Raw genomic sequence first — 23,007 nt, forward strand, 5'->3', positions numbered from 1 at the left:
GGGGACGGAGGGAATTAAGTCGCTTGTGCCCCAAGTGCCATAAGCGACTTAATTCCCTCCGTCCCCTTTTTTCGTGCGCTACCAGCGAAGGTGGCCGTCGATGACCGGCTGCACCTGGCCGCCGATCCAGACCGTGCCCTGCGCGTCGACCTGCACCTGCACGTGGCCATCGCGGCCGACTTCGCGGCCCTGGCTGGCCACGTAGTGGCCCTCGCGGCCGGGCAGGGCGTTGCGCTGCCGCAGCCAGGCAGCGATCAGAGCATTGGCGCTGCCGGTGACCGGATCTTCCGGCACGCTGGCCGCATCGGCGGGGCAGAATGCGCGCACCACACGGGTGTGGTCGGTACCGGCTTCGTCGGCGAATACGGCCACGCCGGTGGCCTCGGTGGCAAGGCTCCAGTCGCGCAGGGCGGCCATGTCCGGCGCCAGGCCGCGCACAGCGGCGGCATCGCGCAGCGGCAGCAGCCACCAGCGCGCGCCGTTGTCCCAGAGTTCGGGCACGTGCCCGTTGGCGGCGAGGGCCAGCAGTGCTTCGGGTGCCGCATCTGCGCCAGTCGCCAGTTGCCGCGCCGGTGGGCTGGCCAGCTGGATCTGGAGTGCCTCGGCCGGGCCGCTCACCCGCACGGGCAGCACCCCCGCCGCGCACTGCTGCAGCAGGGCGCCGTCGCGAGGCTGGGCCAGGCCGCAGCTCACCGCCGCCCAGGCCGCGCCGACGCTCGGGTGGCCGGCGAAGGCCAGCTCACGGGTCGGGGTGAAGATGCGGATGTGGTAGTCGGCGCCGGGCGCGCTGGGGCGCAGGAAGAACACCGTCTCGGACAGGTTCAGCCAGGCGGCCAGGGCCTGCATCTGCTCGCCGGAGAGCGCATCGGCGTCCAGCAGGGCACCCAGTGGATTCCCGGTTCCGGGGCGGGAGGCGAAGACATCGAGCTGCAGGTAACGGAGGAGGGCCATCTACGGGGATATTGCGCTTAGAATCAAAGGTTCCGCCCCCGAGGGCGGCTTCCCCACATTCTACATAGCCAATCCATGTCAGCTTCCCCCCTTGTCGATCGTTGGATCGTACTGAAGTTCGGCGGCACCTCGGTGTCGCGTCGTCACCGCTGGGACACGATCGGGAAGCTGGCGAAAAAACGCGCGGAAGAGACCGGCTCGCGCGTGCTGGTGGTGGTGTCGGCGCTGTCCGGGGTCACCAACGAGCTGACCGCGATCGCCGATGGCGCGCCGGACAGCCGTGATCGCGTGGCCGCGCTGGTCGAACGCCATGAAGGCTTCCTGGCCGAACTGGGCCTGGGCCGCGAAGTACTGGCCGAGCGCCTGGCGGCACTGCAGGGCCTGCTCGACGACCCGCGTGCGGCCACCCGTCCGCTGCAGTGGCAGGCCGAAGTGCTGGGCCAGGGCGAACTGTTGTCGTCCACGCTGGGCGCTGCCTACCTGCACGCCTCGGGCCTGGACATGGGCTGGATGGATGCCCGCCAGTGGCTGGACGCGATGCCGCCGCAGCCGAACCAGAGCGACTGGTCACAGCGCCTGTCGGTGAACTGCCAGTGGCGTGCCGACGCGGAGTGGATGCAGCGCTTCCGCGCGCAGCCGACCCGCCTGCTGATCACCCAGGGTTTCATCTCGCGGCATGCCGATGGCGGTACCGCCATCCTCGGCCGTGGTGGCTCGGATACCTCGGCGGCGTACTTCGGCGCGCTGCTCGGCGCCAGCCGCGTGGAAATCTGGACCGATGTGCCGGGCATGTTCAGTGCCAACCCGAAGGATGTGCCGGACGCGCGCCTGCTGACCCGCCTGGACTACTACGAGGCGCAGGAAATCGCCACCACTGGTGCCAAGGTGCTGCATCCGCGCTCGATCAAGCCGTGCCGCGATGCAGGCGTGCCGATGGCCATCCTCGATACCGAGCGTCCGGAACTGCCGGGCACCAGCATTGACGGCAGTGCTGCACCGGTACCAGGCGTCAAGGCGATCAGCCGCCGCAACGGCATCGTGCTGGTGTCGATGGAAGGCATCGGCATGTGGCAGCAGGTCGGCTTCCTGGCCGATGTGTTCAACCTGTTCAAGAAGCATGGCCTGTCGGTGGACCTGATCGGTTCGGCCGAGACCAACGTCACCGTGTCGCTGGACCCGTCCGAGAACCTGGTCAACACCGATGTGCTGGCCGCGCTGTCGGCCGACCTGTCGCAGATCTGCAAGGTGAAGGTGATCGTGCCGTGCGCGGCGATCACCCTGGTCGGCCGTGGCATGCGTTCTCTGCTGCACAAGCTGTCGGACGTGTGGGCCACCTTCGGCCGCGAGCGCGTGCACATGATTTCGCAGTCGTCCAACGACCTGAACCTGACCTTCGTCATCGACGAGGCCGATGCCGATGGCCTGCTGCCGATCCTGCATGCCGAGCTGATCGACAGCGGTGCGATGCCGGTGGAAGAAACCGAAGTGTTCGGCCCGCGCTGGCGCGAGATTGCCGGCACCGTGCGCCCGCGCGGCACGCCGTGGTGGCGCGGCCAGCGTGCGCACCTGCTGCAGCTGGCCGATGCCGGTACGCCGCGCTATGTCTACCACCTGTCGACGGTGCGCGCCCGCGCCCGCGCGCTGGCCGCGATCAAGCCGATCGACCAGCGTTACTACGCGATCAAGGCCAACAGCCACCCGGCCATCCTGCAGCTGCTGGAAGCCGAGGGCTTCGGGCTGGAGTGCGTCTCGTACGGCGAGCTGAAGCATGTGTTCCAGCACCTGCCGGAGCTGTCGCCGCGGCGCGTGCTGTTCACTCCCAGCTTCTGCCCGCGCAGCGAGTACGAGGCGGCGTTCGCCCTTGGCGTGACCGTCACCGTCGACAACGTCGAAGCGCTGCAGCGCTGGCCGGACCTGTTCCGCAGCCGCGAGCTGTGGCTGCGCGTCGACCTGGGGCGTGGCGAAGGCCACCATGCCAAGGTCCGCACCGGCGGCAAGGAGTCCAAGTTCGGCCTGCCGATCGCCCGCGTGGACGAGTTCGTGCGCGCGGCCACCGAGCTGGGCAGCCGCGTGGTCGGCCTGCATGCGCACCTGGGCAGTGGCGTGGAAACCGCGCAGCACTGGCGCCTGATGTGCGATGAGCTGGCCGGCTTCGCCCGCCGCATCGGCAGCGTGCACACCATCGACATCGGTGGCGGCCTGCCGATTCCGTACAGCGACGAAGACGAGCCGTTCGACCTGGACGCCTGGGCCGAGGGCCTGGCCGAGGTCAAGGCGCTGCACCCGGCATTCCGCCTGGCGATCGAGCCGGGCCGCTACCTGGTGGCCGAATCGGGCGTGCTGCTGACCCATGCCACCCAGGTGGTGGAAAAGGACGGCGTGCGCCGCGTGGGCCTGGATGCCGGCATGAACACGCTGATGCGCCCGGCGCTGTACGACGCCTGGCACGACATCGAGAACCTCAGCCGCCAGGGTGGTTATGCCGAAGCGGCGTTCGATGTGGTCGGCCCGATCTGCGAATCCAGCGATGTGTTCGGCAAGCGCCGCAAGCTGCCGGTGTCGACCGCGCCGGACGACGTGATGCTGATCGCCGACGCCGGCGCGTACGGCTATGTGATGGCCAACACCTACAACCAGCGGATGCTGCCGCGCGAAGACGTGATCGAATGACCACCGCGCGCGCCCTGCACCCGCCCACCGACACGCCCCGCGCCATCGCGCGGGCCCGTGCCTGACCGGATACACCATGACTGCTTTCGACAAACACCAGGTTTCCCGCTTCCGCTTCGTCCGCTGCGAATTCGCCGCGGATACCGGCGTGGCCAGGCTGGTCTACGCCTTCGATGACGGCCCGGAGATGGTGGAAACCATCACCGTGCCGGGCGCCCCGTTCGTGCTGGACGAAGCGCGTAGCGCCGCCGTGCAGCGCGCGCTGCAGCTGCTGCACCTGATCGCCGGTGTCAGCTACTACAAGGCCGGCGTACCGGATACGGTCAGCATCGACAGCTACAGCATCGATGCCGATACCGCCGCGCTGGTGGAGACCATTTACCTCAACGGCCTGGGCGAATTTGCCTACCGCAACGGCCTGAACCTGCGCGGCCGCTTCCGGTTGCCGGTGCAGGGCGTAGCTGCGCAGGCGCCGGCGCTGGGCCTGCAGCCGCACGCGCTGGTGGCCATCGGCGGCGGCAAGGATTCGCTGGTCAGCATCGAAGCGCTGCGCCGTGCCGGCGTGGACGAGACCGTGACCTGGATCGGCGGCTCGCAGCTGATCCGTGCGTGCGCCGAGCGCACTGGCCTGCCGACCTTGAACCTGGGCCGCACGCTGGCACCGGAACTGTTCGAGTTGAACCGCCAGGGCGCCTGGAACGGCCATATCCCGGTGACGGTGGTGAACTCGGCGATCATGGTGCTGGCCGCGTTGCTGCACGGCGTGGACCAGGTCGTGTTCTCCAACGAGCGCTCGGCCAGCTACGGCAGCCAGATTCCAGGCACCGGCGAAGTGAACCACCAGTGGTCCAAGGGGTGGGCCTGCGAGCAGGCCTTCGGTAGCCATGTGCAGAAGTACGTGGCGGCGGACCTGCAGTACTACTCGCTGCTGCGCCCGATGTCCGAGCTGGCGGTGGCCCGCCAGTTCGCCAAGAGTGACTTCTACGACGCGCATTTCTCCAGTTGCAACCGCAACTTCCACATCCTCGGCGAGCGCCCGGTGAACCGCTGGTGCGGCGTCTGCCCGAAATGCCATTTCGTGTTCCTGGCGCTGGCCCCGTTCATGCCCAAGACGCGCCTGGTGCGCATCTTCGGCCGCAACCTGCTGGACGATGCCGAGCAGGCCGGTGGCTTCGATGCGCTGCTGGAATTCCAGGACCACAAGCCGTTCGAGTGCGTGGGCGAAGGCCGCGAATCGCGTGCGGCGATGGCGACCCTGGCACAGCGCCCGGAGTGGAAGGAAGACGTGCTGGTGAAGCGCTTCTGCAACGAGATCCAGCCGCAGCTGGATGCCGCCGAATTGGAACTGGCACCGCTGCTGCAGCTGCAGGGCGAGCACCGTGTTCCAGCTGCGCTGTGGGAACGGGTGCGTGAAGATTTCGAAGCTTGAAGGAAAGCGCGTCGCGCTGTGGGGCTGGGGCCGTGAGGGCCGCGCCGCGTTTGCGGTGCTGCGCGCGCGCCTGCCCACGCTGGCATTGAGCCTGTTCTGCCCGGTGTCCGAGGTCGAGGCGGCGCGTGCGGAAACGGAGGGCGCGCTGGACGTGCGTGGCGAGCCTTCCGCTGAAGCGCTGGCCGCGTTCGACGTGGTGATCAAATCGCCCGGCATCAGCCCCTACCAGCCGATCGCGATGGCGGCTGCAGGGCAGGGCACCAGCTTCATCGGTGGCACCGCGCTGTGGTTCGCCGAACATGCGGCCGACGATGGCATCGTGCACGACACCGTGTGCGTGACCGGTACCAAGGGCAAGAGCACCACCACCGCCTTGGTCGCGCATCTATTGCGCGCGGCCGGCCACCGCACCGGCCTGGTCGGCAACATCGGCCTGCCACTGCTGGAAGTGCTGGATCCCCAGCCCGCGCCCGAGTACTGGGCGGTGGAACTGTCCAGCTACCAGACTGGTGAGGTGGCACGCAGTGGCGCCCGCCCGCAGGTGGCGGTGGTGCTGAACCTGTTCCCGGAACACCTGGACTGGCACGGCAGCGAACAGCGTTACATCGAAGACAAGCTGCGGCTGGTGACTGAAGCCGCACCGCGCATCGCTGTGCTCAACGCCGCCGATCCGCACCTGGCCGCGCTGTCGCTGCCCGACAGCGAAGTGGTCTGGTTCAACCAGCCGCAGGGCTGGCACATGCGCGGCGACATCGTGCATCGCGGTGAGCAGGCCGTGTTTGATACCCGCAACACGCCGCTGCCAGGCCGCCACAACCGCGGCAACCTGTGCGCGGTGCTGGCCGCGCTGGAAGCGCTGGGGCTGGATGCCGTAGCGCTGGCACCGGCGGTGCAGGACTTCCGTCCGCTGCCCAACCGCCTGCAGCGCATCGGCGTGGCCGATGGCCTGACCTACGTCAACGATTCGATCAGCACCACGCCGCATGCCAGCCTGGCCGCGCTGGAGTGCTTCGCCGGCCAGCGCATCGCGCTGCTGGTGGGGGGGCATGACCGTGGCCTGGACTGGACCGATTTCATGCAGCACATGGCGCACGATGTGCCGCCGGTGGAGATCGTGACCATGGGCAGCAACGGCCCGCGCATCCACGCGATGCTGCAGCCGTTGGCCGACGCCGGTCGCTTCGGCCTGCATGCGGCGGGCGATCTCGCCGAGGCGATGGCCTTGGCGCGCGCCGCGCTGGGCGAACAGGGCGGGGTGGTGCTGCTGTCGCCGGGTGCACCGAGCTTTGGTGCGTACCGCGACTACGTGGCGCGTGGCCGTCATTTCGCCGAGCTGGCCGGCTTCGATCCGGACAGCATCAGCGCGATTCCGGGGTTGGGCATCGGGTAAGGGGGCGGATCCCTTTCCGCAGGAAAGGGCTCTGACCCCGGCGGGATCCTGTGCAGCTATCCACGCATGGCGTGGATCTACAGATCTTCGTCGATGAACGCGTAATCGCCGTCAATCAGCTGCTGCAGGTAGGCGTCGAAGCTGGGGGCGATCACCGCGTAGCTGTCCGGATCGTGCAGGTAGCGCACCACCTGGCCGACCGTGCCGCCCGGCGCGGGATCGAAATCCAGGTACAGCATCGAGGTGCCGCCGTTGTTCATGCAGTGCGAGAAGCACAGGCGGCGGTTCATCGGCAGATCGGCGTCGATGCCCTCACCCAGGATCTCCGGTTCGTCATCCAGCCACTCTTCGTAGATCGAACGGATGCTGTCGTCCCACTGCTGCTGGTCTTCGAAGATCTGTGCGACCGACCGCAGGTAGTACGGATAGCCGCCGTCCTCAACGTCCGAGCCGAGCATCAGCACGCAGACCTCGCCGCCGGGGTATTCGCGGAAGTGGGTGCCATCCACGCGCGACAGCAGTTCGACCAGGCTGTCCGGCACCTGCGGCCACTGCGTGCGCAGGCGCTGCAGGTCTTCGGCGCTGGCGCCCTGGACGTGGATCCATTGCGAGGCGTCGTCAGCAGGCAGGCGCGGGTTCAGGCCAGACAGAAAGCGGTCAACAACGTTCATACGGAAAAAGGGGACGGAGGGGATTAAGTCGTATCCAACCACACCTGCGTCACGTCGCCAATGCAGAATGCGACGCGGGAGGGGCAAATGCGGCTTAATCCCCTCCGTCCCCTTTTTCTTGCGGAGCAGGCGCATGAATCGTTGGCGATGCAGTGTGGCGGTGATCCTGGGGCTGGCGGCGATGCCGGCGTGGGCGGCGATGAAGACCCAGCCGGTGGAATGGAAACACCAGGGCACGACCTTCAGTGGCGTGCTGGTCTATGACGACGGCGGCGAAGACAAGCGCCCGGGCCTGGTGATGGTGCCGAACTGGAAGGGCGTGAACGAATCGGCGATCGAAAAGGCCAAGCAGCTGGCCGGCGATGATTACGTGGTGCTGGTGGCCGATGTCTACGGAAAGGGCGTGCGGCCGAAGACCGATGCCGAGGCCGGGCCGGTGGCAACCAAGCTGCGCAATGACAGGCCGCTGCTGCGCGCACGTGCGCTGGAGGCGGTGAACGTGCTCAGGGCGCAGGCGGGCAAGGTGCCGCTCGATGCCGGCCGGATCGGCGCGGTGGGCTTCTGTTTCGGCGGCACCACGGTGCTGGAACTGGCCCGTGCCGGTGCGCCGCTGGCCGGTGTGGTCAGCCTGCACGGTGGGTTGGGTTCACCGCTGCCGGCGCAGGCCGGTGGCAGCCATCCGTCGGTGCTGGTGCTCAACGGCGCCGACGACAGGAGCGTGACTGCCGAGGACATCGCTGGCTTCCAGAAGGAAATGGACGCGGCCAAGGTCGATTGGGAGTTCACCAACTACAGCGGTGCGGTGCACTGCTTCGCCGAGCGCGATGCCAACAGTCCGCCGGGGTGCCAGTACAACGAGCGGGCGGCGAAGCGCGCGTGGAAGGCGCTGGATGAGTTCTTCGAGGAACGCTTCGAGAAACGTTGATTCGTGCAGTGGTAGTGCCGGCCGCTGGCCGGCAACCTCATGATGCTGCGGATGTCATCGGGAATGCCGGCCAGCGGCCGGCACTACCGATGCTTCAGTGCCGACCAACGGTCGGCACCCACCGGAATGCCGGTTTGGTGGGTGCCGACCGTTGGTCGGCACACCTCAGCCGGTCAATGCGAGCGCTGCACCGCGTAGCGGGCCAGGCCGCGCAGGGCGGCCACGGCATCGTTGTCGCCCAGGCCGTCGAGCGCGCGCTCGGCGGCTGCGGCATATTCCTCGGCACGCACGCGGCTGTACTCCAGGCCGCCGGTGGCACGGATCGCGGCCAGCACTTCCGGCATCGCCGAGGCGTCACCGTCCTGCACGATGGTGCGCAGGCGCTCGCGGGTGATGTCGTCGGAGTGGGCCATCGCGTGGATCAGCGGCAGCGTGGCCTTGCCCTCGGCGAGGTCGTCGCCCAGGTTCTTGCCCAGCTCCTCGGCGTTGGCCGAGTAGTCCAGCACGTCGTCGGCGATCTGGAACGCGTAGCCCAGGTGCATGCCGTAGTCGAACAGGGCCTGCTGGGTCGCTTCATCCACGCCGCTGGCCAGCGCGCCCAGGCGGGTGCCGGCGGCGAACAGCACCGCGGTCTTGCGCTCGATCACGCCCAGGTAGGCGGCTTCGTCGGTGTCCGGGTTGTGTACGTGCAGCAGCTGCAGCACTTCACCCTCGGCGATGCGGTTGGTGGCGTCAGCCAGGATCTGCATCACCGGCATGCGCTCCAGCTCGACCATCAGCTGGAAGCTGCGCGAGTACAGGAAGTCGCCGACCAGCACGCTGGGCGCGTTGCCCCACAGTGCGTTGGCGGTGCTGCGGCCACGGCGCAGGCTGGATTCGTCCACCACGTCGTCGTGCAGCAGGGTGGAGGTGTGGATGAACTCGATGATCGCCGCCAGCTGGTGGTGCTCCGGGCCAGCCTGGCCGACCGCATGGCCGGCCAGCATCACCAGCATCGGGCGCAGGCGTTTGCCGCCGGCGGAAATGATGTGGTCAGCGATCTGGTTGATCAGCACGACGTCCGAGGACAGCCGGCGCCGGATCAGGGCGTCGACGGCGGCCATGTCGGCCGCGGCAAGCGACTGGATCTGGGGCAGGCCCAGGGCGGGACGGGTGTCTTCGGTGATGGTCATGCGATCAGGCTTTCAGGCTCACCACCGATTATAGGCGCTGGCCGTGAATTCGGGCGCAAACCGGCCCGAGCGGCAATTCCAGCCCGGCCTGCGCGGCCCTCCGCGTGAATACGTATGCAGGTTGCGCCATGCCTGGGAGCCCGCCGCTAAGCTTGCCGGATCAGGATTTCGGCCCGCTGCCGGCGGGTCCCGCATGCCCGGAGGGGGGCTGTCGATGTCGCACTATCCATGGTGGCGCGGAGCCGTCATCTACCAGATCTACCCGCGCAGTTACCTTGATGCCAACGGCGATGGCGTGGGCGATCTGCCCGGCATCATCCAGCGCCTGGACCACATTGCCGCGCTGGGCGTGGATGCGATCTGGATCTCGCCGTTCTTCAGGTCGCCGATGGCCGACTTCGGCTACGACATCGCCGATTACCGCGATGTCGACCCGCTGTTCGGCAGCCTGGACGACTTTGACCGCCTGTTGGCCAAGGCCCACGGCCTGGGCCTGAAGGTGATGATCGACCAGGTGCTGAGCCACACTTCGATCGAGCATGCGTGGTTCCGCGAGAGCCGCCAGGACCGCAGCAATCCGAAGGCCGACTGGTACGTCTGGGCCGACCCGCGCGAGGATGGCACCCCGCCCAACAACTGGCTGTCGCTGTTCGGCGGCTGCGCCTGGCAGTGGGAGCCGCGCCGTGAGCAGTACTACCTGCACAACTTCCTGGTCGACCAGCCGGACCTGAATTTCCATCACCCGGACGTGCAGCAGGCGACCCTGGACAACGTGCGCTTCTGGCTCGACCGCGGCGTGGATGGCTTCCGCCTGGATGCGATCAACTTCTGCTTCCACGACGCACAGTTGCGCGACAACCCGGCCAAGCCCGCCGACAAGCGGGTGGGGCGCGGCTTCAGCCCGGACAACCCGTACGCCTACCAGTACCACTACTACAACAACACGCAGCCGGAGAACCTGCCGTTCCTGGAGCGCCTGCGCGCGCTGCTGGACGAATACCCGGGGGCGGTCAGCCTGGGCGAGATCTCTTCGGAAGACTCGCTGGCCACCACGGCCGAGTACACCCGCGATGGCCGCCTGCACATGGGCTACAGCTTCGAGCTGCTGGTGGACGACTACAGTGCGGCCTACATCCGCGATACGGTCTCGCGCCTGGAAGCAGCGATGACCGAAGGCTGGCCGTGCTGGGCGGTGTCCAACCACGATGTGGAGCGCGCGGTCAGCCGCTGGGGCGGCCACCCCGCCGACCCGCGCCTGGCGCGGATGCTGGTGGCGATGCTGTGCTCGCTGCGCGGTTCGGTCTGCCTGTACCAGGGCGAGGAGCTGGGCCTGGCCGAGGCCGAGGTGCCGTTCGAGGCCCTGCAGGACCCCTATGGCATCACCTTCTGGCCGAATTTCAAGGGCCGTGACGGCTGCCGTACCCCGCTGCCGTGGACCGATGCACCGCTGGCCGGCTTCACCACTGGCCAGCCCTGGCTGCCGATCCCGGCCGAACACCGGGCCGCGGCGGTCGCCGTGCAGGAGCGCGACCCGCATTCGGTGCTGGCGGCGTTCCGCGCGTTTCTGGCCTGGCGGCATACCCAGCCGGCCCTCCTGCATGGCAGCATCAGATTTCTTGAAAGCGCCGAGCCCGTGCTGCTGTTCGAGCGTATGCTTGCAGATGAAACCCTCCTGCTGGCCTTCAACCTGTCGGCCGAAGCGGTGAGCCATCCGCTGCCGCCGGGCAACTGGCAGCAGGTGGTGGTACCGGGCCCGGATGCGGGCACGGTGCAGGGCAATGAACTCCAGCTGCCGCCACGCGCGGTGTATTGCGCCCGACGCAGCTGACCGTTTTCTCCGGTGGCGGTACTTGCGGGGACGGGGCCGAAGCGCCCCGTCCCTTTTTTGTGGGTGGGCCTTGCCGACCAGCGGCCGGCATCCGCGCAAAGGAAAACCCGCTGCCTGCGCAGCGGGTTTCCGGTCCTGCTCCCTGTTTTCTGTTGCCGGCCAGCGGCCGGCACTACCGGGTCGGGGCTGCCGGGCAGGGCCCGGCGCTGCCTCAGAACTTGTAGTTCACGCCCAGCATGTAGGTGCGGCCCCATTCGATGTACTCCAGCGGGCGGTCCTTGCTGCCGGCGTAGGTGCGGTACGGCTCGTTGGTCAGGTTGCTGCCCTGCAGCAGCAGGGTCAGGCCACGCAGGGCGCTGCTGTCGCTGAAGGTGTAGCTGACCTGCGCATCGGTCACGTTTTCGCCGACGACATAGCGCAGGCTGCGGTTGCCGTTGAAGTTGCCGATCTCACCGATGAAGTCCGACCGGCGGCGCTGGCTGACGCGTGCTTCAAAACCGCTGCGCTCGTAATAGGCAGTGAAGTTGTACACGCGCTTGGACAGGCCCGGCAGGCTGATCGGGTCACTGCCCACGCTGGAGGCGCTCTCCGGATCCAGGATGGTGATGTCGCTCTTGTTGAAGGTCGCGCTGGCCTGCAGGCCGAAGCCACGCAGGCTGTCGGTCAGCATGTCCAGCGGGAACGATGCGGTCAGTTCCAGGCCCTTCAACGTGCCGCCCTTGCCGTTCTGCGGCGCGGAGAAGGTGCCGGTGGTCAGCACCGGCGCGGTCATGCCCGGCGGCGGCACGTAGCTGCCCAGCAGCGCGGTGAAGTCGTAGTTGTCCACCGATTGGGTATAGACGTAGCTCTTCAGGTCCTTGTAGAAGATCGCGGCAGCCACGTAGGCCTTCTCGCCGAAGTACTTCTCATAGGACAGGTCCAGCGCGGTGGCGCGCCACGGATCCAGCAGCGGATTGCCACCACTGCCGCCCGGCCGGCCGGTGCCGGTATCCACGCCGAACTCCAGGCCGGCGCGCATCTGGTCCACGCGCGGGCGCGCGACCTGCTTGGCGGCGGCGAAGCGCAGCGTCTGCTGGTGGGGGAACATGAAGGCCAGGTTCAAGCTCGGCAGCCAATCCTTGTAGGTCTTGCCGGCAGAGAAGGGCTGGATGTTGCTGCCAGCCGGCTGCGAGCTGTCCCAGTAGCGAGAATCCGAGCTCTGGTCGGTGTGCTGCATCTGCACGCCAATGTTGCCGCGCACGCCGACCACGCCGATGTCGGTGTTGATGTTCAGGCGTGCCCACGCGGTGGTGATCTTCTCCTCGACCGTCCACGACTTGGGGATCAGGTAGTCCAGGTTGTCGACCGGGTTGAAGGTCATGTAACGACCCACAGCGGCCGGTACGTTCCACGACGGGATGTAGCCGATGCCGGCGAAACCGAGGTTGACCGGGCGGTACTGCAGGTCCTGGGCGATGGTGGATTCGCCTTGGGCGCCGAGCAGGATGCTGCCTTCGGCCTGGGCCTTCTGCTTGCGACGGTCGGCGTAGTTCACGCCCACGTCCACATCCGAGAACCAGCTGGACATGGCTTCGGGAACCGGCAGCGTCGCCGCCAGCTTGGCGCCCTTCAAGCGGTCTTCCACCTCCGGCACCTTTCCGTAGCCGGAACCATAGATCGTGTTGGTCAGGAACAGGCTGTCCGGATTGGAGTAGTCACGCCCCGGCGTGATCTGCGAGAAGCTGTTGTTGTTCACCACCAGGCCGATCGTGTCGAACTGCGGGCGCGGCACCAGCTGCAGGTTGTTTTCCAGGTTGATCTCGCGGCGGGTCGCCTTGGAGTAGTTCAGGTCGGCGACCAGCTTCACGCCACCGACGTTGAATTCGTTGTTCCAGCCGAACGCATCGATCTTGTCCTTGCGCTTGTTGTACATGCCGCGCACCAGCGGATATGCATTGTTGATCGTGCCGCCGGTGAAGCTGCCATCGGCATTGCGGCCGACATTGCTGAACACAGGCAGGATCGCGTTGGGATCCTTGGTGTCCTCGCCATTGCCACTGAGGCTCAGCTCGAACTGGTTGGCGGTGTCAATCTGCTCGGCTTCGGTGTGGAACGCATCGAAGGTGCTGGTCCAGCTGTTGTTCGGCCGGAACTGGATCGTCGCCATCACGCCGTCGCGCTTGTTGTTGCCGGTACGGCGCAGTGCCTTGATGCCGTCGGTGAAGTAGGTGCCTGGCGCGATTCCGCGACGCTCGCCCTTGTCGGTGTGCTCGGTGGTCCACGGCTCGTACAGGCCGACCTGGTTCTCCTGGATCGGCATGTCGCTGTGCGCATAGCCGATGGCGATGCCCAGGGTCTTGTCCAGGAACTGGTCGATGTAGCTGGCGCTGAAGCGGTTGCCGTACGGATCGGTGTTGGCGGCGCGGCCCAGCGAGCTCTTCTGGTAGCGGCCACTGACCGCGATCACGCGCTCGCCGAAGCTGAGCGGGCGCGCGGTCTGCATGTCGATGGTGCCTGACAGGCCCTGGCCGACCAGCGCCGCGTCCGGGGTCTTGTACACCGTCACGCCGTTGACCAGCTCGGACGGGTACTGGTCGAACTCGACGCCGCGGTTGTCGCCGGTGCTGACCACTTCGCGGCCATTGAGCAGGGTGGTGGCGAAGTCCGGCGACAGGCCGCGCACGCTGATCACCTGCGCACGCCCGGCCACGCGCTGGGCGGCCAGGCCGGGCAGGCGCGAGATGGATTCGGCGATGCTGACGTCGGGCAGCTTGCCGATGTCTTCAGCGGAGATTGCCTCGACCACCGAGGTGGCGTCCTGCTTGACCGCGATCGCGCTCTCGATGCCGCGGCGGATGCCGGTGACCTGCACCGTATCCAGGTTGGTGGCGGCGGTGCCGGCCGGCGTGGTGGTGTTCTGCGTGGACTGTGCCGACGCCAGCGTCGGCGCCAGGACAACGGCCAGCGCGATGCTCAGCGCGCTGCGCTTGTGGTTCAACATTTTCCCCTCCCAGGCAATGTTGCAGATCGATTTGTGAGCGTTCCGGCGGGGCCGTGAACGTGCGACGCGGTGGCCGCTGTCGTCGCCGCTATGGTAGGCAGCGCGTTCTTCGCGGGAATCACCCTGCATACGTATTCAATGGCGTCTGCAGGGTTGTAATCGCTTTCAGGTGCCTTGTTCGGTAGAGCCGAGCCCATGCTCGGCTGCGTTTCGGTGCTACGCACCGCCGCCCGAGCATGGGCTCGGGCGCTACGGGAGCGCAGGTAGGAAAACGTTCAGTGGATGGGCGTGAAGCGAATGGCCTGCCCACCGCCCGGTGCCAGCACCAGCGTCAGTGCATCGGCACTGGTCACCTCGCGGGTTTCGCGTGCGAACGCGAACGGGTTGCTGCGGAAATCAGCGCCTTCACCATCGCGGTAGATCTCGGCGCGATAGCGCACGCCTGGCTCCAGGAAGCCCAGCGGTACCGGCAGCACGCGGCCGTGTTCGTCGGTGATGCTGCCGAGGAACCAGTCGCGGCTGTTGCGGTCGCGGCGCACGATCGTCACGTAGTCACCCACTTCGCCATCGAGCACGCGGCTCTGCTCCCAGTCCACCGCCACGTCCTCGATGAAACGGAATGCCTCGCGATGCTGCAGGTAGTGATCGGGCAGGTCCGCGGCCATCTGGATCGGGCTGTACAGCACCACGTACAGGGCAAGCTGGCGGGCCAGCGTGCTGGGAATGGCCTGGCCGTGGCGGCCCTTCAGGCTGAGGATGCCGGGGGTGTAATCCATCGGCCCGGCCAGCATGCGGGTGAACACCAGGTTGACCTCATGCTCCGGCGGGTTCGGTGGCTGGCCCCAGGCGTTGTACTCCATGCCGCGCGCGCCTTCGCGTGAGATCCAGTTGGGATAGGTGCGGCGCAGGCCGGTATCCTTTATCGGCTCATGCGGGTTGACCGACAGGTGCCGGCGCGCGGCTTCCTGCACCACCTTCAGGTGGTGGCGGGCCATGAACTGCCCGTCGTGCCACTCGCGCCACAGTGGGCCCCCGGCCGGATTGCGGCGGTCGACCTGGCCGTCGTCGCAGACGTAGCCGGTCTTGAACTGGTCCACGCCCAGCCGTGCACACAGGTCCAGCGCGGCACCCAGCTGGTCCTCGTAGTGCTCGATGGCGCAGCCGGTTTCATGATGGCCGATCAGGTGCACGCCCTTCTTCAGGCCATACGCCGTCAGCGCTTCAATGTCGAAATCAGGCGTGGCGCGGGTGAAATCGAAGTCGTAGCCATTGCCCACCCACATGCCATCCCAGCCCGGGTTCCAGCCTTCCACCAGCACGCCGCGGAAGCCGTGCGCGGCCGCGAAGTCGATCACCTTCCTGGTCTTGGCGGTGGTGGCCGCGTGCTTCGGTCCGGTTGCCCAGCTCTCGTTGTCCAGGTGCATCGACCACCACACGCCCAGGTACTTGGCCGGCTTCACCCAGCTCACATCGCCCAGCGCGTTGGGTTCATTGAGGTTGAGGATCAGGTCCGATTCGACCAGGCCACCGGCACGATCGGCGATCTGCAGCGTGCGCCACGGCGTGGCGAAGGGCAGGGTGCGGCGTACCTTCCAGCCTTCGGCCGAGGGCGACAGCTGCGCGCGCAGGCGCTGCCCCTCGGTGCGCCGCAGCCACATGCCGGCATAGTCCACCAGCGCGGCCTCGTGGATCGCCAGATGCAGGCCATCGCGGCTGCGCAGGGTCATCGGCGTATGCACCAGCGGCACTTCGCGCAGCGGCGTGCGCTGATACAGGTATTCGTAGTGGATCGGTTCGCCGGCGGGAATCCACCAGGCGGTTGATTCGGGCGCGATGGCGAATTCGGTCAGTTCGTCATCGATGATGGCTTCGCGCAGGTTCGGTTGCTCAGGGAACACATAGCGGAAGCCAAGGCCATCATCGTAGACGCGGAACACCACATCCAGCCGCCGCTTGCGGCCGGTGGTTTCAGCCAACTGCACGGTCAGCTCGTTGAAGTGGTCGCGGGTGAGCCGGCGCTCGCCCCACGGCTGCTCCCAGGTGTCGTCGACGCTGCGCCGCTGCTGGCCCAGCAGGGCGAAATCGCGGTCCAGGCGACCGTCGCGCAGGGCAAAGCCAAGCTTCGAATCCTCCACCACGGTGTCGCCCAGGCGCTCGACACGGTAGCGGGCGGTGCCGCCGTCCAGCAGCAGACTGACCTTCAATACCTTGCCCGGCGATTCGACGCTGGCCACCTGCGGCGCGGCCTGTACCAGCGTGGCCCACCCGATCAGTGCCAGGCCGAGCATGTGCGCGAACACCGCGCGTACAGCAGTGGATGACATCGGCAATTCCCCTCCCAAGGCGCCGTTGGCAGACCCGGACCATAAGCCAGCGCGGCGGGCGCGCCACCGCGCGATGCCATGAATACGTATGCAACTGGACGCAGCCGACAGCCCCGCGTCTACCATGGGGCCCAGGCACCTTGAGGGAGGGGCCGCGCCCGCCCGCCGGCAACGACGGTGCGGACCTACAACGCGTGCAGAGAGGGAGGGAGGCCGACGGGCGCAAGCCGGTCCGCCGCTTCGATGCTGAAGATCATTTGCCTGACCGCTGCCCTGGGGGCAGCGCTGGGATCGACCGCGCAGGCGGCCGACCTGCAATTCGACGGTCGCCATGCGCGCGCCGAAGCCGCTGCCAAGGGCAGCTTCGTGCTGCATGCGCCGAAGGGCGCAGTGCAGATCGCAGCCGCACCGATGCGCTGCCAGACCGGCAGCGTGATGTTCGATGCCCTGTTCGCGCTCGCCCAGCAGGAGATGTCCCAGGACCGCGTGGACGCGATCCGTGATCCGGCGTTCGACGAGGGCCGGCCGGTCCCGTGCGAGTGCTTCCAGACCGGTGCACGCTGGCCCTATGTGTGGACCCGTGATGTCAGCTTCGCCGCCGACCTGGCGCTGGCGCGGCTGGACCCGCAGCGCACCCGGCAGTCGCTGCAGTTCAAGCTGTCGGCAGCCCGTGACGGGCGTACGCCCGGCCTGTTCGTGGCGCAGGACACCGGTTCCGGCGGCAGCTGGCCGATCAGCAGTGATCGCGTGGTGTGGTTCCTGGCGGCACGCCACCTGCTGGAGGACCGAGCGTTTGCCGATCAGGTCTGGCAGGCGCTGCAGGGCACGCTGGCGCAGGACCGCGCGATGGTGTTCGACGCGCAGATGGGCCTGTACCGCGGCGAGACCTCCTTCCTGGACTGGCGCGAGCAGACCTATCCAGACTGGACCCGCGAGGACGTGCGTTTCATCGGTGATTCCTACGCACTGTCCACCAACGTGCTGCACTACCAGGCACTGCGCCTGGCCGAACGCCTGGCCGGGCAGCACGGCGATGCCCGCGCGACCGACTACAGGGCCTGGGCCGATGCGTTGGCGCAGCAGATCAATGCGCGCTTCTGGCGCGAGGATATCGGCCAGTACATGAGCTACATCGGCGAGGCCGCGCACCCGGTGCCGTACGCCAAGGTCGATCTGCTCGGCCTGTCGCTGGGCATCCTGGCCGAGGTGCTGCCGCCCGAGCGCGCGCGGCGTGCGCTGGCGGCGTATCCGATGGGCCCGGCCGGCAGCCCGGTGGTGTGGCCGCAGGAGGCGCAGCAGCCGATCTACCACAACCGCGCGATCTGGCCGTTCGTCAGTGCCTATTCGCTGCGCGCGGCGCGCCAGCTGGACGATGCACCGCGCATCGCCGCCGAGATCCGCTCGCTGATGCAGGGCGCCGCGCTGGCCGGTTCCAACATGGAGAACTACGAGCTGGTCAGCCAGGCGGTGCATGTTGACGAGGGCGTGCTGAGCGGCCCGGTGGTCAACTCCGAACGCCAGCTGTGGTCGGTGGCCGGCTATCTGTCGATGGTGGTCGAGGGCGTGTTCGGCGTGCAGGACGATGGCCGCGTGCAGCCCAAGCTGCCGGCCGTGCTGGTGCCCGAACTGTTCGGCAATCAGCGCCGCATCTCCCTGGAGGCCGATGGCAGGCGTTATGTGCTGGAGCGACCGAAGCAGGTGGGTGATGGCCTGCTGGTGGCGGGCAAGGTGAAGACCCGTGGCGCCACCACCACCGTGCAGCTGGTGCCCGCCGCAGCCGCGCCACGCAGCGCGGCGACGACGGCCGACGCAGATGCGCGCGCACCGGCCACGCCGGCCGCACCGCAGGTGCAACGCAAGGGCATGGGCTGGAATGTCGTGGTCGCTGCCGGCCAGGTGCTGTGGCAGGACGGCCGGGCGCTCGCCGCCAGCAATGGCCTGGCACGCATCGGTGACGATGGCCTGCAGCATTGCCTCAGCCTGACCCGGCGCGACGGTGCAATTGAATCGCTGCACAGCCCGATGGTCTGCGTCGGTCCGCAGCAGCGACTGAAGGGTACGCAGCGCTGGCAGTTCACCTCCGCCAGGGCCGGGCAGGTGCGCCTGCGCCTGCAGTACCGCAATCCGAACGGGCCGATCAACACCGGCGTCACCGCTGCGGTGAAGCAGCTGGTGCTGCAGTGCCCGGGCCAGCCGTTGCAGCGGCACACCGTCACCCTGCCGCACAGCGTGGCCGTGCAGGACTCGACCTCGGCGACATTCACGGTGCCCAAGGGCCGATGCACGGTCACGCTTGAAGAAGGCTTCAACATGAGCGCGCTGCAGCACTTCGCGCACTACACCGGGGGCAAGGGCGGACGCGATGGCGTGCTCAACCAGGCCCAGGTGCAGGCGCTGATGGTGGCGCCGGTGGCCGCGGCAGAGGGCGCACGATGAATCGTACCGCCAAGCCGCAGCTGTCGTTCTGGCAGATCTGGAACATGTGTTTCGGCTTCCTGGGCATCCAGTTCGGCTTCGCCCTGCAGAACGCCAATGCCAGCCGCATCTTCGAGACGCTGGGCGCGGACATCGACGCGGTGCCCGGGCTGTGGATCGCCGCGCCGCTGACCGGCCTGCTGGTGCAGCCGGTGATCGGTTACCTGTCCGACCGCACCTGGACGCGCTGGGGGCGCCGCCGTCCTTATTTCATGATCGGAGCGGTGCTGACCACGCTGGCGCTGCTGGTGATGCCGAACTCGCCGACGTTGTGGATCGCCGCCGGCACGCTGTGGGTACTCGATGCTTCGATCAACGTGTCGATGGAGCCGTTCCGCGCCTTCGTCGGCGACCAGCTGGCGCCGCGCCAGCGTCCGGCCGGTTATGCCATGCAGAGCTTCTTCATCGGCGTGGGCGCCATCGTCGCCAGCTTCCTGCCGTTCATCCTGGCCCACTTCGGGGTCGCCAATACGGCCGCCGCAGGTGAGGTGCCTGATACCGTGCGCTATGCGTTCTACTTCGGCGCGGTGGTGCTGTTGGCGGCAATCACCTGGACGGTGGTCAGCACCCGCGAATACTCACCGGCGGAGCTGGCCGGTTTCGATGACGCCGAACCTCCGGCACGTCACGCAGCAGCGCCGATCAGCGGCCCGGCGCCCTGGGTGCAGGTGGCCGGATGGCTGGGGCTGGGCGTACTGCTGGCGCTGCTGATCACCTGGCGGCAGGGCGACCGGATGCTGTACGTGCTGGCCGGCCTGTGTGCCGGCTATGGCCTGCTGCTGGCGCTCGCGCGTACGCTGCCGGCCACGCACATGCTGGCCGCCATCGTCGGCGACCTGCGCGCGATGCCGGTCACCATGCGTCGCCTGGCGTGGGTACAGTTCTTCTCGTGGTTCGCGCTGTTTGCGATGTGGATCTACACCACCGCCGCGGTGGCTGGCGCCCACTTCGGTTCGACTGAACCAGAGTCGGCGGCCTACAACGAGGGCGCCAACTGGGTGGGCGTGCTGTTTGGCGCCTACAACGGGTTCGCCGCGTTGGCGGCGGTGCTGATTCCACTCATGGTGCGTGCGATCGGCCTGCGCTGGAGCCACCTGGTCAACCTGTGGCTGGGCGGTGCCGGCCTGGTCTCGCTGATGTTCATCCGCGACCCGCACTGGCTGCTGCTGTCGATGGTCGGCGTCGGTTTCGCCTGGGCGTCCATCCTCTCGCTGCCGTATGCACTGCTGTCCGACAGCGTGCCGGCATCGAAGATGGGCGTGTACATGGGCATCTTCAATTTCTTCATCGTGATCCCGCAGCTGGTGGCGGCCAGTGCACTCGGCTTCGCCCTGCGCACGTTGCTGGGCGGCCAGCCGATGCATGTGCTGGTGCTGGGCGGCTGCAGCCTGTTCATTGCCGGCCTGTGCGTGTTGTGGGTTCCGTCCCGTCCGGAGGTGGTGTGATGCGTGCTGCGTTGTCTGTTGCTGTTTCCTTGATGCTGCTGGCCGGCCATGCGGCGGCCGCGCCGCGCCCGGACTATGTGGGCACCACCGAACCGTTCGCCAGCGATGCGGTGTACTTCGTGGTCACCGACCGCTTCGTCAACGGTGATCCGTCCAACGATCACCGTGACCAGGGCGGCGTGCACCGCACCTTCGATATTCCGGTGCCATGCCCGGACAAGGTGGACGGCAACATCGGCTATCTCGGCGGCGACTTCCGCGGCGTGCTCGACAATGCGCAGTACATCCGCAACCTCGGCTTCGGCGCGGTGTGGATCACGCCCATCGTCGACAACCCGGACGAGGCCTTTACCGGCAGCAAGCCGATCAGCTGCACCAGCACGCTGACCGACCGCGGCAAGACCGGCTACCACGGGTACTGGGGCATCAACTTCTACAAGCTCGATGAGCACCTGCCCAGCAAAGACCTGGATTTCGCCGGGCTGACCAAGGGCCTGCACGGTGCCGGCTTGAAGGTGGTGCTGGACATCGTAGGCAACCACGGTTCGCCGGCCTGGACCATGCCGACACGGCAGCCGCAGTTCGGGCAGATCTTCGACAAGGACGGAAAACTGATCGCCGACCACCAGAACCTGCCGCCGCAGGAACTGGATCCGAAGCACAACCCGCTGCACGCGTTCTACAACAGCATTGGACCGGTCGACAGCAAGGACGGCTCGATCTTCGATGGCAACCTTGCCGAGCTGTCCGACTTCAACCAGGACAATCCGGCGGTGATGGACTACCTGGTCGGTGCTTACCTGCAATGGGCCGCTCAGGGCGTGGATGCGCTGCGCATCGACACCATCGGCTGGTTGCCGCACCCGTGGTGGCATGCCTTCGTCAAGCGTATCCGCGCCGAGCACCCGGGCATGTTCATGTTCGGCGAAGCGTTCGATTACGATGCCGCGCGCATTGCAGAGCACACCTGGCCGGCCAACGCCAACGTCAGCGTGCTCGACTTCCCGTTGCGCGGTGCGCTGGAGCAGGCGTTCGGCACCGCCGGCAAGGGCTTTGAAACCCTGGCCGAGCCGCTGCACCTGAGGGGGGGGCCGTATGCCAACCCGTACGAGCTGATGAGCTTCTACGACAACCACGACATGCCGCGCCTGCAGGCCAGTGACAACGGCTTCATCGATGCGCACAACTGGCTGTTCACCGCGCGCGGCATTCCGGTGGTCTATTACGGCTCGGAGACGGGCTTCATGCGTGGCCGTGCCGAGCATGCCGGCAATCGCGCTTACTTCGGCCAGCCGCGTGTGGATGCTGCGCCGAAGAGTCCGATCTTCGCGCCGCTGCAGCGTATCGCCCGGCTGCGCGCAGCCACTCCGGCGCTGCAGCGCGGCCTGCAGGTGAACGAGCGCCTGCAGGGTGATGAGGCGGTGTTCTTCCGCGTGCTGCAGCATGGCGAGGTGGCGCAGACCGCGCTGGTGCTGCTGAACAAGGGCGACAGTGCGAAGACCTTCACCGTGGCGCGGTACGTCCAGGCGGGCCGCTGGCGTGATGCGCTGGACGGCGGTTCGTTGCAGGTGGATGCTTCCCTGAAGGCCGAAGTGCCGGCGCACGGGGTGAAGGTGTACGTGCTCGATGCCGCCGTGCAGCAGCCGGCGCTGCAGGCCGAGCTGGACAAGGCGATGGCCGACCAGCGGGCGCGGGACGTGCGTCTGGGGCGGTAGTGCCGGCCGCTGGCCGGCAACCCATGAATCCATGGCACCTTCAGGTGCCGGCCAGCGGCCGGCACTACCGGGGTGACCATATCCGGCACAATAGGCCCCCCCTCACGCCCCGCCGTATCGCCATGACCGACCTCGCCCCGCAGACCCCGATCGAAACCCTGCTGAAGGCGGCGATGGACGGGGCGGTGCCGATCCGCGCCTTCATGGAGGCCTTCGTCGCCTCCGAGGTGGTACTGCTGACCGGCAGCCTGGTGACCCCCGATGGCAGCGGCTTCGACCCGCTGCTGTTCGACAAGCAGGGCACCCTGCACGTGGCCGTGTTCACCGATCCGTCGCGGGTGGGCATCTACAGCCAGCAGGCCGAACACCAGATCCGCTGGCGGATGCTGGACGTGCTGCGCCGCGTGCCGGGTGGCTACGGCGTGGTGATCAACCCGGGCACTTCGCTGGGCTTCGAGATCTCGCCCAGCGGCGTCGGCGAGATCCTGAAGGACTTCGCCCAGGGTTGATTGTCATGTAGAGCCAAGCCCATGCTCGGCTGCCGTTCGCGCAATGCCGGATCAGTCGAGCACGGCTCGATACTACAGAGAGCTTCCCTTCGGGCACCGTACGTGATCCCCTTTGGACTACATCGGGATCGAGGCACTCTCCATGGAATTCAGCGAATCACCCGCCGACGCACCGGCACGATCACGCCATTCCCGCTCCGCACTGGTCTTCCTGTTCGCGGCCATCGTCGCCGCACTGGTGTTCATGCCTGTTCTGCGTGCGGTGGGCATGGTGCTGTGGCCGGTGTTCGCCATTGCCTGGCTGATCAACCTGGGGGCGGCCTGGCATCTGGGCCAGTGGGCGCGCCAGCAGGGCCGTCCGGCGTGGGCATTCGGGTTGCCGGCGGTGCTTGGCACCGTCGCCTCGATCGTGGTCTTCGTGCTGCTGGCGTTGCTGGGGCCGAAGGCCCCGGTGCGCTGAACTTTCGCGGTTGTCGTGGACGGTGTGCGGGGCAGGGCTCGGCACTACAGCAAGGCCAAGCCA

Annotated in this window: 15 protein-coding genes; 10 read left to right on the top strand and 5 right to left on the bottom strand. The window is 67.5% G+C overall.

Annotation, left to right across the window (positions count from 1 at the left end):
- Window positions 1–78 precede the first annotated feature (78 nt).
- A complete protein-coding gene (locus tag AC5P6H_RS14230; protein ID WP_032957809.1) occupies window positions 79–951 on the bottom strand; it encodes a PhzF family phenazine biosynthesis protein in 873 nt (290 codons plus the stop codon).
- 75 nt (window positions 952–1,026) lie between these two features.
- On the opposite strand from AC5P6H_RS14230, the gene AC5P6H_RS14235 reads away from it, so the two are divergent.
- The 3 genes from AC5P6H_RS14235 to murD all read left to right on the top strand — a co-directional run bounded on the left by AC5P6H_RS14235 (window position 1,027) and on the right by murD (window position 6,440).
- Window positions 1,027–3,621, top strand: a complete 2,595-nt coding sequence (locus tag AC5P6H_RS14235) for a bifunctional aspartate kinase/diaminopimelate decarboxylase (protein ID WP_495202786.1) — start codon at window positions 1,027–1,029, stop codon at window positions 3,619–3,621.
- A 76-nt stretch (window positions 3,622–3,697) separates the two neighbouring features.
- A complete protein-coding gene (murL, locus tag AC5P6H_RS14240; protein ID WP_014646280.1) occupies window positions 3,698–5,050 on the top strand; it encodes a UDP-N-acetyl-alpha-D-muramoyl-L-alanyl-L-glutamate epimerase in 1,353 nt (450 codons plus the stop codon).
- A complete protein-coding gene (gene murD, locus AC5P6H_RS14245) occupies window positions 5,031–6,440 on the top strand; it encodes a UDP-N-acetylmuramoyl-L-alanine--D-glutamate ligase (protein WP_495202787.1) in 1,410 nt (469 codons plus the stop codon). The genes murL and murD overlap by 20 nt, the downstream gene beginning before the upstream one ends.
- A gap of 77 nt (window positions 6,441–6,517) precedes the next feature.
- Here murD and AC5P6H_RS14250 read toward each other — a convergent pair whose 3' ends face one another.
- Window positions 6,518–7,111 (bottom strand): SMI1/KNR4 family protein, encoded by a 594-nt coding sequence (locus AC5P6H_RS14250; RefSeq protein ID WP_180835685.1) that lies wholly within the window; start codon window positions 7,109–7,111, stop codon window positions 6,518–6,520.
- Between the two features lie 133 nt (window positions 7,112–7,244).
- Here AC5P6H_RS14250 and AC5P6H_RS14255 point away from each other — a divergent pair, with 133 nt between their 5' ends.
- A complete protein-coding gene (locus AC5P6H_RS14255; RefSeq protein WP_495202788.1) occupies window positions 7,245–8,036 on the top strand; it encodes a dienelactone hydrolase family protein in 792 nt (263 codons plus the stop codon).
- Window positions 8,037–8,209: 173 nt separating this feature from the next.
- On the opposite strand, the gene AC5P6H_RS14260 is transcribed toward AC5P6H_RS14255, so the two are convergent.
- Window positions 8,210–9,208, bottom strand: a complete 999-nt coding sequence (locus AC5P6H_RS14260; RefSeq protein ID WP_495202789.1) for a polyprenyl synthetase family protein — start codon at window positions 9,206–9,208, stop codon at window positions 8,210–8,212.
- Between the two features lie 214 nt (window positions 9,209–9,422).
- Here AC5P6H_RS14260 and AC5P6H_RS14265 point away from each other — a divergent pair, with 214 nt between their 5' ends.
- Window positions 9,423–11,036: an alpha-glucosidase family protein gene (locus AC5P6H_RS14265; RefSeq protein ID WP_032957799.1), complete on the top strand. Its 1,614-nt coding sequence runs from the start codon at window positions 9,423–9,425 to the stop codon at window positions 11,034–11,036.
- Window positions 11,037–11,247: 211 nt separating this feature from the next.
- Here AC5P6H_RS14265 and AC5P6H_RS14270 read toward each other — a convergent pair whose 3' ends face one another.
- Both AC5P6H_RS14270 and AC5P6H_RS14275 read right to left on the bottom strand, forming a co-directional pair.
- Window positions 11,248–14,016: a TonB-dependent receptor gene (locus AC5P6H_RS14270; RefSeq protein WP_495202790.1), complete on the bottom strand. Its 2,769-nt coding sequence runs from the start codon at window positions 14,014–14,016 to the stop codon at window positions 11,248–11,250.
- A 275-nt stretch (window positions 14,017–14,291) separates the two neighbouring features.
- A complete protein-coding gene (locus AC5P6H_RS14275) occupies window positions 14,292–16,346 on the bottom strand; it encodes a glycoside hydrolase family 97 protein (RefSeq protein ID WP_495202791.1) in 2,055 nt (684 codons plus the stop codon).
- Between the two features lie 237 nt (window positions 16,347–16,583).
- Here AC5P6H_RS14275 and AC5P6H_RS14280 point away from each other — a divergent pair, with 237 nt between their 5' ends.
- The 5 genes from AC5P6H_RS14280 (at window position 16,584) to AC5P6H_RS14300 (ending at window position 22,944) form a co-directional block, all read left to right on the top strand.
- Window positions 16,584–18,776 (top strand): glucosidase family protein, encoded by a 2,193-nt coding sequence (locus AC5P6H_RS14280; protein ID WP_495202792.1) that lies wholly within the window; start codon window positions 16,584–16,586, stop codon window positions 18,774–18,776.
- Window positions 18,773–20,260 (top strand): MFS transporter, encoded by a 1,488-nt coding sequence (locus AC5P6H_RS14285; protein WP_111205831.1) that lies wholly within the window; start codon window positions 18,773–18,775, stop codon window positions 20,258–20,260. Before AC5P6H_RS14280 ends, AC5P6H_RS14285 begins: the two co-directional genes overlap by 4 nt.
- A complete protein-coding gene (locus AC5P6H_RS14290; RefSeq protein ID WP_169411635.1) occupies window positions 20,260–21,975 on the top strand; it encodes an alpha-amylase family glycosyl hydrolase in 1,716 nt (571 codons plus the stop codon). The genes AC5P6H_RS14285 and AC5P6H_RS14290 overlap by 1 nt, the downstream gene beginning before the upstream one ends.
- 122 nt (window positions 21,976–22,097) lie before the next feature.
- A complete protein-coding gene (locus tag AC5P6H_RS14295) occupies window positions 22,098–22,484 on the top strand; it encodes an SseB family protein (protein WP_021203054.1) in 387 nt (128 codons plus the stop codon).
- 142 nt (window positions 22,485–22,626) lie between these two features.
- Window positions 22,627–22,944 (top strand): hypothetical protein, encoded by a 318-nt coding sequence (locus tag AC5P6H_RS14300; RefSeq protein ID WP_111205859.1) that lies wholly within the window; start codon window positions 22,627–22,629, stop codon window positions 22,942–22,944.
- Window positions 22,945–23,007 lie beyond the last annotated feature (63 nt).

The organism is Stenotrophomonas sp. YJH_SMC_110 (assembly GCF_059369255.1).

Coding starts and splice junctions, on each gene's coding strand:
- AC5P6H_RS14300 (WP_111205859.1), top strand. CDS start 22,627: ATGGAATTCAGCGAATCACCCGCCGACGCACCGGCACGATCACGCCAT.
- AC5P6H_RS14260 (WP_495202789.1), bottom strand. CDS start 9,208: ATGACCATCACCGAAGACACCCGTCCCGCCCTGGGCCTGCCCCAGATC.
- AC5P6H_RS14250 (WP_180835685.1), bottom strand. CDS start 7,111: ATGAACGTTGTTGACCGCTTTCTGTCTGGCCTGAACCCGCGCCTGCCT.
- AC5P6H_RS14255 (WP_495202788.1), top strand. CDS start 7,245: ATGAATCGTTGGCGATGCAGTGTGGCGGTGATCCTGGGGCTGGCGGCG.
- AC5P6H_RS14270 (WP_495202790.1), bottom strand. CDS start 14,016: ATGTTGAACCACAAGCGCAGCGCGCTGAGCATCGCGCTGGCCGTTGTC.
- AC5P6H_RS14295 (WP_021203054.1), top strand. CDS start 22,098: ATGACCGACCTCGCCCCGCAGACCCCGATCGAAACCCTGCTGAAGGCG.
- AC5P6H_RS14285 (WP_111205831.1), top strand. CDS start 18,773: ATGAATCGTACCGCCAAGCCGCAGCTGTCGTTCTGGCAGATCTGGAAC.
- AC5P6H_RS14265 (WP_032957799.1), top strand. CDS start 9,423: ATGTCGCACTATCCATGGTGGCGCGGAGCCGTCATCTACCAGATCTAC.
- AC5P6H_RS14280 (WP_495202792.1), top strand. CDS start 16,584: ATGCTGAAGATCATTTGCCTGACCGCTGCCCTGGGGGCAGCGCTGGGA.
- murL (WP_014646280.1), top strand. CDS start 3,698: ATGACTGCTTTCGACAAACACCAGGTTTCCCGCTTCCGCTTCGTCCGC.
- AC5P6H_RS14230 (WP_032957809.1), bottom strand. CDS start 951: ATGGCCCTCCTCCGTTACCTGCAGCTCGATGTCTTCGCCTCCCGCCCC.
- AC5P6H_RS14290 (WP_169411635.1), top strand. CDS start 20,260: ATGCGTGCTGCGTTGTCTGTTGCTGTTTCCTTGATGCTGCTGGCCGGC.
- AC5P6H_RS14235 (WP_495202786.1), top strand. CDS start 1,027: ATGTCAGCTTCCCCCCTTGTCGATCGTTGGATCGTACTGAAGTTCGGC.